Source organism: Pseudomonas sp. USTB-Z (assembly GCF_019691255.1).
Classification (GTDB): Bacteria; Pseudomonadota; Gammaproteobacteria; order Pseudomonadales; family Pseudomonadaceae; genus Aquipseudomonas; species Aquipseudomonas alloputida.
Genome location: NZ_JAECZP010000016.1, coordinates 130673 through 139322, shown reverse-complemented (window position 1 = coordinate 139322; position 8650 = coordinate 130673). Strand labels below are relative to the sequence as shown.

At 60.1% G+C, this 8650-nt stretch carries 9 protein-coding genes; 5 read left to right on the top strand and 4 right to left on the bottom strand.

Features of this window, described 5'->3' with window-relative positions; translation table 11 throughout:
• Nucleotides 1–146 precede the first annotated feature (146 nt).
• Nucleotides 147–749 carry a peroxiredoxin gene (locus I8746_RS18890; protein ID WP_003254945.1) on the bottom strand — a complete coding sequence of 201 codons (603 nt, stop codon included), beginning with the start codon at nucleotides 747–749 and terminating at the stop codon, nucleotides 147–149.
• Nucleotides 750–973: 224 nt separating this feature from the next.
• Here I8746_RS18890 and I8746_RS18885 point away from each other — a divergent pair, with 224 nt between their 5' ends.
• Nucleotides 974–1192 carry a bacterioferritin-associated ferredoxin gene (locus tag I8746_RS18885; RefSeq protein WP_003254947.1) on the top strand — a complete coding sequence of 73 codons (219 nt, stop codon included), beginning with the start codon at nucleotides 974–976 and terminating at the stop codon, nucleotides 1190–1192.
• Nucleotides 1193–1391: 199 nt separating this feature from the next.
• Complete coding sequence (gene bfr, locus I8746_RS18880) at nucleotides 1392–1865, top strand: bacterioferritin (RefSeq protein ID WP_003254948.1); 474 nt, start codon at nucleotides 1392–1394, stop codon at nucleotides 1863–1865.
• 57 nt (nucleotides 1866–1922) lie between these two features.
• Here bfr and grxD read toward each other — a convergent pair whose 3' ends face one another.
• Together grxD and I8746_RS18870 are read right to left on the bottom strand one after the other, a co-directional pair.
• Nucleotides 1923–2258: a Grx4 family monothiol glutaredoxin gene (gene grxD, locus I8746_RS18875; RefSeq protein WP_003254949.1), complete on the bottom strand. Its 336-nt coding sequence runs from the start codon at nucleotides 2256–2258 to the stop codon at nucleotides 1923–1925.
• A gap of 91 nt (nucleotides 2259–2349) precedes the next feature.
• Nucleotides 2350–4458 (bottom strand): molybdopterin-dependent oxidoreductase, encoded by a 2109-nt coding sequence (locus tag I8746_RS18870; RefSeq protein ID WP_012051395.1) that lies wholly within the window; start codon nucleotides 4456–4458, stop codon nucleotides 2350–2352.
• 373 nt (nucleotides 4459–4831) lie between these two features.
• Between I8746_RS18870 and argF the strand changes: the two genes are divergently transcribed.
• Entirely contained in the window at nucleotides 4832–5752 is a 921-nt protein-coding gene (argF, locus tag I8746_RS18865; RefSeq protein ID WP_012051394.1) for an ornithine carbamoyltransferase, read from the top strand.
• Nucleotides 5749–6858 (top strand): ABC transporter ATP-binding protein, encoded by a 1110-nt coding sequence (locus tag I8746_RS18860; RefSeq protein WP_012051393.1) that lies wholly within the window; start codon nucleotides 5749–5751, stop codon nucleotides 6856–6858. Before argF ends, I8746_RS18860 begins: the two co-directional genes overlap by 4 nt.
• A gap of 120 nt (nucleotides 6859–6978) precedes the next feature.
• On the opposite strand, the gene ybaK is transcribed toward I8746_RS18860, so the two are convergent.
• Entirely contained in the window at nucleotides 6979–7449 is a 471-nt protein-coding gene (gene ybaK, locus I8746_RS18855) for a Cys-tRNA(Pro) deacylase (protein WP_003254957.1), read from the bottom strand.
• Between the two features lie 302 nt (nucleotides 7450–7751).
• Between ybaK and I8746_RS18850 the strand changes: the two genes are divergently transcribed.
• Complete coding sequence (locus I8746_RS18850) at nucleotides 7752–8603, top strand: MIP/aquaporin family protein (protein WP_003254959.1); 852 nt, start codon at nucleotides 7752–7754, stop codon at nucleotides 8601–8603.
• Nucleotides 8604–8650: the final 47 nt, after the last annotated feature.

Genomic DNA, 8650 nt, shown 5'->3' with positions numbered 1-8650 from the left:
CTTGCCGGGTGTGTAGAGGACTTTCACCCCCAAGTCACCAGCGAGGCCACCACAGCCAAGCTGGTTGCGCTATCGCGCAACGCGCCATGCCTGGCGCACCATAAAAAAACCGGCCACGAAGGCCGGTTTTTTCATGCACGCAGCAATTACAGCTTGCCAGCGTTCTCGCTCAGGTAGGCAGCAACGCCTTCAGGCGAAGCGTTCATGCCCTTGTCGCCTTTTTTCCAGTTGGCAGGGCACACTTCGCCGTGCTCTTCGTGGAACTGCAGAGCGTCAACCAGGCGCAGCAGCTCGTCCATGTTACGGCCCAGTGGCAGGTCGTTGACGATCTGCGAACGGACAACACCGTTGGTATCGATCAGGAAGGCACCACGGAAGGCCACGCCGCCTTCGGACTCAACGTCGTAGGCTTTGCAGATTTCGTGGGTCATGTCGGCAGCCAGGGTGTACTTCACCTGACCGATGCCGCCGTTGTTGACCGGGGTGTTACGCCAGGCGTTGTGGGTGAAGTGCGAGTCGATCGACACGCCGATCACTTCCACGTTGCGCGCCTGGAAGTCAGGGATGCGGTTGTCCAGGGCGATCAGCTCGGACGGGCAGACGAAGGTGAAGTCCAGCGGGTAGAAGAACACCAGGCCGTACTTGCCCTTGATGGCCGAGGCCAGGTTGAAGCTATCGACGATCTCGCCATTGCCCAGCACGGCCGGAACGGTGAAATCGGGGGCTTTCTTACCAACGAGTACGCTCATTGTAATCTCCTGATGAGGGTGAAAAACCGTTTGCCGGGCCAGACGGGCTTGCCCGACATCCAACAAAGGCCGACCATCATACACGGCTTCTCATGACAGGCCGACTCCGTCGACAAAGCGACCACCGGTCGCTCAAGCACAGCACCCTCAGAAAGATCTTTGACAAGCATTCTCATTAACATTAAGCTCCAACCCATCGACCCAACCAGCGATGGTCAGCCCTTATGTATGTGTGTCTTTGTGTCGGCGTTACCGACGGACAGATCCGCGATGCGATCTATGAAGGATGCTGCAGTTACAAGGAAGTGCGCGCCGCCACCAATGTCGCCAGCCAGTGTGGGAAATGCGCCTGCGTGGCCAAGCAGGTGGTCCGCGAGACCCTGACCGAGCTTCAGGTCAGCCAGGCGGCCTTGCCCTACCCCGTCGAATTTACCGCTGCCTGAACGCAGAATTTCAAGAACCGGACCTGGTGTCCGGTTTTTTTATGCCCGCAATTCAACAAGTTAGCGTTGCAACGCGGTTCACAAACATTCTTATTCCTATTAATTTTCACTTAGTATTCAAGAACTTAGGTTTGACACACCTAAGTATCGGGCTCAAACTTCAGTGGATTGACACACTTCTACAGGGCAGGAACCCGACATGAAAGGCGACGTAAGCGTCATCCAGCATCTCAACAAGATCCTCGGAAACGAGCTGGTCGCGATCAACCAGTACTTCCTGCACGCACGCATGTACGAAGATTGGGGGCTGAACAAACTCGGCAAGCACGAGTACAAAGAATCCATCGATGAAATGAAGCACGCTGACAAACTGATCAAGCGTATTTTGTTCCTCGAAGGTATTCCTAACGTTCAGGACCTGGGCAAACTGCTGATCGGCGAGCACACCAAGGAAATGCTCGAGTGTGACCTGAAGATTGAACAGCAAGGCCTGGTCGACCTGAAGGCCGCCATCGCTCATTGTGAAACCGCTGGCGACTTCGGCTCACGTGACGTGCTCGAAGATATTCTCGAGTCCGAGGAAGAACACATCGACTGGCTGGAAACCCAACTGGGGCTGATCGACAAGATCGGTATCGAGAACTACCTGCAATCGCAGATGGGCGAAGAGTAACTATTCGCCCCATAAAAAAACCCGCTGATCGCGGGTTTTTTTATGCTTGCCGGAAGATCAGGCTTCAGAAGCCTTGGCCTTGGCAGCCGCTTCCTTGATCAGGGTTTGCAGCTCACCCTTCTCGAACATTTCCAGCATGATGTCGCTGCCGCCAACCAGCTCACCGGCTACCCACAGTTGCGGGAAGGTCGGCCAGTTGGCGTATTTTGGCAGGTTGGCGCGGATTTCCGGGTTCTGCAGGATGTCGACGTAGGCGAACTTTTCGCCACAACCCATCACGGCCTGCGATGCACGCGCAGAGAAGCCGCACTGCGGGGCATTCGGCGAGCCTTTCATGTAAAGCAGAATGGTGTTGTTGGCAATCTGCTCTTTGATCGTTTCGATGATATCCATGTAGCACCTCGGCTGAACTATCCGACACAGTCGTCGGCACGGTGTCGCATTGTATCGGAAAGCCGAGCGCCGTGCTCGGCCTTGCCGTTCCTCAAGCGGCCTCGACCTGCACGGGTACGCCATTGAGCGCAGCGTTCCCGGAAACCTGGTCCCGAAAGCGCTCATCGGTCAGGTCATTGGCACTCACGCCGGGTTGCGCCTGGGCGATCTGCAGGTGCACGCCCTGACGACCATGACCATAACCATGGGGCAAGCTGACCACACCGGGCATCATGTCCTCGCAGGCCTGCACCTCGACCTCCAGTGAGCCAGTACGCGAACGGATGCGCACGCGCTGGCCATCCTGCAGTTGCCGCTGCTGTAAATCTTGCGGGTGCATCAACAACTGATGCCGTGGCTTGCCTTTCACCAGGCGATGGAAGTTGTGCATCCACGAGTTGTTGCTGCGCACATGACGGCGCCCAATCAGCAGCAGCTCGCCCGGCACTGGGGGCGTCATTCGCGCCAGGCGGTGCAAGTCGTCCAGCAAGACCTGAGGGGCTGCTTCGACAGCCTTGCTGGCGGTCGCCAAGCGCCCAGCGAGGTTGCTGCGTAACGGCCCCAGGTCAAGCCCGTGCGGGTGATCGTCCAGTGTTGCCAGGGAGAGCTGCCAAGGCGTTGCTTCACCATAGCGCCCTTTGCGCAGGGCTTGATCAATCATCTGCGCAGGCGACCAGGTCGGCTTCAACGCCAACTCGGCACGCTTGGCAAACGCCTGGGCCAGGCCGACGAAGATCTCCCAGTCATGCAGTGCCCCCTCCGGCTTGGCCAGGATCGCCCGGTTGAAGCGCGTAACATTGCGCACTGCCAGCAAGTTGAAGGTGCTGTCGTAATGGTCGTTCTCCAGCGCTGAGGTGGAGGGCAGGATCAAGTCGGCATGGCGGGTGGTTTCGTTGATGTAGAGATCGATACTGAGCATGAACTCCAGACCCTCCAGCGCCGTATCCAGCTGGCGGCCGTTAGGCGTGGACAACACAGGGTTACCGGCAACGGTCACCAGGGCGCGCACCTGCCCTTCGCCCGGTGTTTGCATTTCCTCGGCCAGGGCAGCCACCGGCAGCTCGCCGCCGTACTCGGGCAAACCCGACACACGGCTCTGCCAGGCGTTGAAATGGCCGCCCGAGGTGGTTGCCACCAGGTCGACGGCAGGCTCCGTGCACAATGCGCCGCCTGTGCGGTCGAGGTTGCCGGTCACCAGGTTCACAAGTTGCACCAGCCAGTGGCAAAGGGTACCGAATGCTTGGGTCGAGACGCCCATGCGGCCGTAGCACACGGCCTGCCCGGCAGCAGCGAAGTCGCGTGCCAGCTGGCGAATATCCGCTGCAGCAATACCACATTGGGCGCTCACGGCCTCGGCACTGAACGGCGCAATGGCCTCGCGCACCTGCTGCAGGCCGTTGACCGGCAAGTGCGAGCCCCGTGCCAGGCCTTCTTCGAACAATGTGTTGAGCAAGCCGCACAACAGGGCTGCATCACCACCGGGGCGTATGAACAAATGGCTGTCAGCCATTGCCGCCGTTTCGCTACGCCGCGGGTCAACCACCACCAGGCGCCCACCACGCGCCCGCAGGGCCTTCAGGCGCTTCTCCACGTCCGGAACAGTCATGATGCTGCCATTGGAGGCCAGCGGGTTGCCGCCAAGAATCAGCATGAACCCCGTGTGGTCGATGTCCGGAATCGGCAGCAGCAGCCCATGCCCATACATCAAGTGGCTGACCAGGTGTTGGGGCAACTGGTCCACTGAAGTGGCTGAGAAACGGTTACGGGTCTTGAGCAGGCCCAGAAAGTAGTTGCTGTGGGTCATCAAGCCGTAATTGTGCACGCTCGGGTTGCCTTGGTAGACCGCCACGGCATTGCGCCCATGGGCTTGCTGGACCGCCCACAATTTTTCGGCTGCCAGTGCGAAAGCCTCATCCCAGCCAATGGCCTGCCAATGCTCGCCGACCCGCTTATGGGGCTGGCGCAGGCGATCCGGGTCGTTCTGAATGTCCTGCAACGCCACGGCCTTGGGGCAGACATGGCCACGGCTGAACGGGTCCATGGGGTCGCCCTTGATCGAGCTGATCAGGGCCCGCCCGTCTTCCTCATGGCTGACTTCGATGTTGAGCCCGCAGATCGCTTCGCACAGGTGACAGGCACGGTGATGCAGGGTCTTGGTCATGGCCGCCTCTGCCTTGTTGTTGTCGAACAGTGACTATGCGCCCGCCCCCGCCCTGCGGCCAGTGCGCTTCGCCGCGTGAATCCACCGACATCAGGCGCACGATTTACGACAGCCATTTGCCAAATTGCCAGCAAGCCGTGTACAACCGTCTGTAGCAAATAAAGAACAGCACGGGCCAACGGGTAAAGACACCCTTTGCAATACCCTTTGCGATCACCCCGCTTTTCCCCCCTTGGCTTCAGGCGACATTTACTTATAGTATTGCGCCTTTCCCTATTTCGTCCGCCCCGTGCGGCTTACGCCGCAGGTCACCCCCGTTGTCAAAAAAACCATACGGTCGACCTGCATACCGTTGCAGATAAGGTAGTCACTCATGAGCGCTAGGCACTTTCTCTCCCTGCTGGACTTCACCACCGACGAATTGCTCGGGGTGATCCGCCGCGGCATCGAGCTGAAGGACCTGCGCAAGCGAGGCGTGCTGTTCGAACCGCTGAAGAACCGTGTGCTGGGCATGATCTTCGAAAAGTCCTCGACCCGTACCCGTGTGTCGTTCGAGGCCGGCATGATCCAGCTCGGCGGCCAGGCCATCTTCCTGTCGCCCCGCGACACCCAGCTGGGCCGCGGCGAGCCGATTGGTGACAGCGCCATCGTGCTGTCGAGCATGGTTGATGTGGTGATGATCCGTACCCACGCCCACAGCACCCTGACCGAGTTCGCCGCCAAGTCGCGTGTGCCAGTGATCAACGGCCTGTCCGACGAATCGCACCCGTGCCAACTGCTGGCCGACATGCAGACCTTCGTTGAACACCGCGGCTCGATTCAGGGCAAGACCGTGACCTGGATCGGCGATGGCTTCAACATGTGCAACTCCTATATCGAAGCCGCCAGGCAGTTCGATTTCCAGCTGCGCATCGCCTGCCCCGAAGGCTATGAGCCGGATCAACGCTTCATGGCACTGGGCGGTGACCGCGTGCAGATCATCCGGGATGCCAAGGAAGCTGTGCGTGATGCACACCTGGTGGTCACCGATGTCTGGACTTCCATGGGTCAGGAGGAGGAAACTGCACGGCGCCTGGCGCATTTCGCGCCTTACCAGGTCACCCGCGAACTGCTCGACCTGGCTGCACCCGATGTCCTCTTCATGCACTGCCTGCCCGCCCACCGTGGCGAGGAAATCAGCCAGGACCTGCTCGACGACCCACGTTCGGTCGCCTGGGACGAGGCTGAAAACCGCCTGCATGCACAGAAGGCGCTTCTCGAATTCCTTGTAGAACCGGCTTACCACCACGCATGAGTCAACCCCTACTGCTCAACCTGCGCAACCTCGCCTGCGGCTATGGCGACCAGCGCATCGTCCAGAACCTCAACCTGCACCTGAACGCAGGCGACATCGGTTGCCTGCTGGGTTCATCCGGTTGTGGCAAGACCACCACCCTGCGCGCCATCGCCGGTTTCGAGCCGGTGCACGAAGGTGAAATCCACCTGGCCGGTGAGGTCATTTCCCGGGCGGGCTTCACCCTGGCTCCGGAAAAGCGCCGCATCGGCATGGTATTTCAGGACTACGCGCTGTTCCCGCACCTGACCGTGGCGCAGAACATTGCCTTTGGTATCGCCAAACACCCACGCCAGGCCGACGTCATCGAAGAGATGCTGGAGCTGGTCAAACTCGGCGGGCTGGGCGGGCGTTACCCGCATGAGCTGTCTGGCGGCCAGCAGCAACGTGTCGCCCTGGCCCGGGCGCTGGCGCCCGAGCCGCAACTGTTGCTGCTTGACGAGCCATTCTCCAACCTCGACGTGGAGCTGCGCCGGCGCCTGAGCCATGAGGTTCGCGATATTCTCAAAAGCCGCGGCACCAGCGCCATTCTGGTCACCCATGACCAGGAAGAAGCCTTTGCCGTCAGCGACCAGGTTGGCGTCTTCAAGGAAGGCCGCCTGGAACAGTGGGATACGCCCTATAACCTTTACCACGAACCGCAGACGCCATTCGTGGCGAGTTTCATCGGCCAGGGATACTTCATCCGTGGGCAAATGAGCAGCCACGAGGCAGTCAATACCGAAGTGGGTGAGCTGCGCGGTAACCGCGCCTACATCATGGCGCCGGGCAGTTCGGTGGATGTACTGCTGCGGCCCGACGATATCGTGTATGCACCGGGCAGCGGGCTACAGGCGAACATCGTTGGCAAGAGCTTCCTGGGGGCATCGACCCTGTACCGCCTGCAACTGCCGACTGGCAGCCAGCTGGAAGCGATCTTCCCTAGCCATAACGACCTTCAGGTCGGTGAAGATGTGGGGATTGCGGTGAAAGCCGATCACCTGGTGCTGTTCCCGGTGCCGGGTAGCGTAGCGGCGCAGTTGCCGCGCCAGGAGAATGGCGTGCGTCGGTACAGTTCCGCGACCTGATTGCAGACCCTTGGGGCCGCGCTGCGGCCCAATCGCGACACAAGGCCGCTCCCACAGGAAATCGAGAACTCCTGTGGGGCGGCCTTGTGTCGCGATTGGGCTGCAGCGCGGCTCCGGATCTCAGCCTCTGCCGATCCCGGCAAACGTGCCCTGCGTATACTCCGCCAGCACCGCCGCTGCCAGCTCCACTTCCAGGCCACGCCTGCCAGCGCTGACATGGATAGTTGCAAAATTCTGCGCTGAGTCATCAATAAAGGTCCGCAGGCGCTTCTTCTGCCCCAGCGGGCTGATGCCGCCCACCAGGTAACCGGTCGCCCGCTGCGCCGCTGCCGGGTCGGCCATCTCGCACTTTTTTACCCCGGCAGCATGGGCCAGGGCCTTGAGGTCCAAGGTCCCCACCACAGGCACAACCGCTACCAGCAATTCCCCTTTCTCGCTGCTTGCGAGCAACGTCTTGAACACCTGTTGCGGGTCGAGCCCGAGCTTTTCTGCCGCCTCCAGGCCATACGACGCCGACTTCGGGTCATGTTCATAACTGTGCACACGATGCTCGGCACGGTGCTTCTTCAACAGGTCTAGGGCGGGGGTCATGCAAGGGCTCCAGTCAGGGACGACTCGGCGGCTACTTTAGGACAATTCCCACATCCCAGCCACCGCACCGCAATCGCGCGCGTCTAGTACAGGGATCAGCAGCTGATTCTAGCGACCATATCGTGACTGACCGTTCACTTTCGACCTTTGACATCAGCGTTTCTTGTCTATATTTTTTCGTTTCTGAATAAGCGGTGCACTTATAAGGTGCATTTCCTACATCACCCGGGGTCAATGGGGATAGACACCGGGTTTTGCTGTCGAGCGCCACGCGCCTCACAACAAAAAAAACGAGGTCATACATGACGACTGCTCTGCGCCAACCCACACTGTCCAGCCAATGCCTGGCCGAGTTTCTCGGCACCGCCCTGCTCATCTTCTTCGGTACCGGCTGCGTCGCCGCGCTCAAGGTGGCCGGCGCCAGCTTCGGGCTTTGGGAAATCAGTATCATCTGGGGTGTGGGCGTCAGCATGGCCATCTACCTCACCGCCGGTATTTCCGGTGCGCACCTGAACCCAGCCGTGAGTATCGCCCTCACACTGTTCGCAGGGTTCGACAAGCGCAAGCTGCCCTTCTACATGCTGGCCCAGGTATGCGGCGCATTCTGTGGCGCAGCACTGGTCTACACGCTGTACAGCAATCTGTTCTTCGATTTCGAACAAGCCCACGCCATGCTGCGCGGTAGCGAAGGCAGCCTTGAGCTGGCCTCGGTGTTCTCCACCTACCCGCACCCGTCGCTGTCCACCAGCCAGGCGTTTCTGGTCGAAGTGGTGATCACTGCCATTCTGATGGCCGTGATCATGGCCCTGACCGACGACAACAACGGCCTGCCGCGCGGCGCCATGGCCCCGCTGCTGATCGGCTTGCTGATTGCAGTGATTGGCAGCGCCATGGGCCCATTGACTGGCTTTGCGATGAACCCGGCCCGCGATTTCGGGCCAAAACTCATGACCTTCCTGGCCGGTTGGGGCGAAATCGCCTTCACTGGCGGGCGGGATATTCCCTATTTCCTGGTTCCGGTATTTGCACCGATCCTTGGCGCCTGCTTGGGTGCAGCGAGCTATCGCGGCCTGATTGCACGCAACCTGCCAATGGCGCCCGCCGCGACCCCTGAGACAAATGACATTCGCCAGGGCGATACTCAAGCCAATTGATGCCGCCATCACGCACAGCCCTGACCCCCTATTCTTGCAAGGCCTAC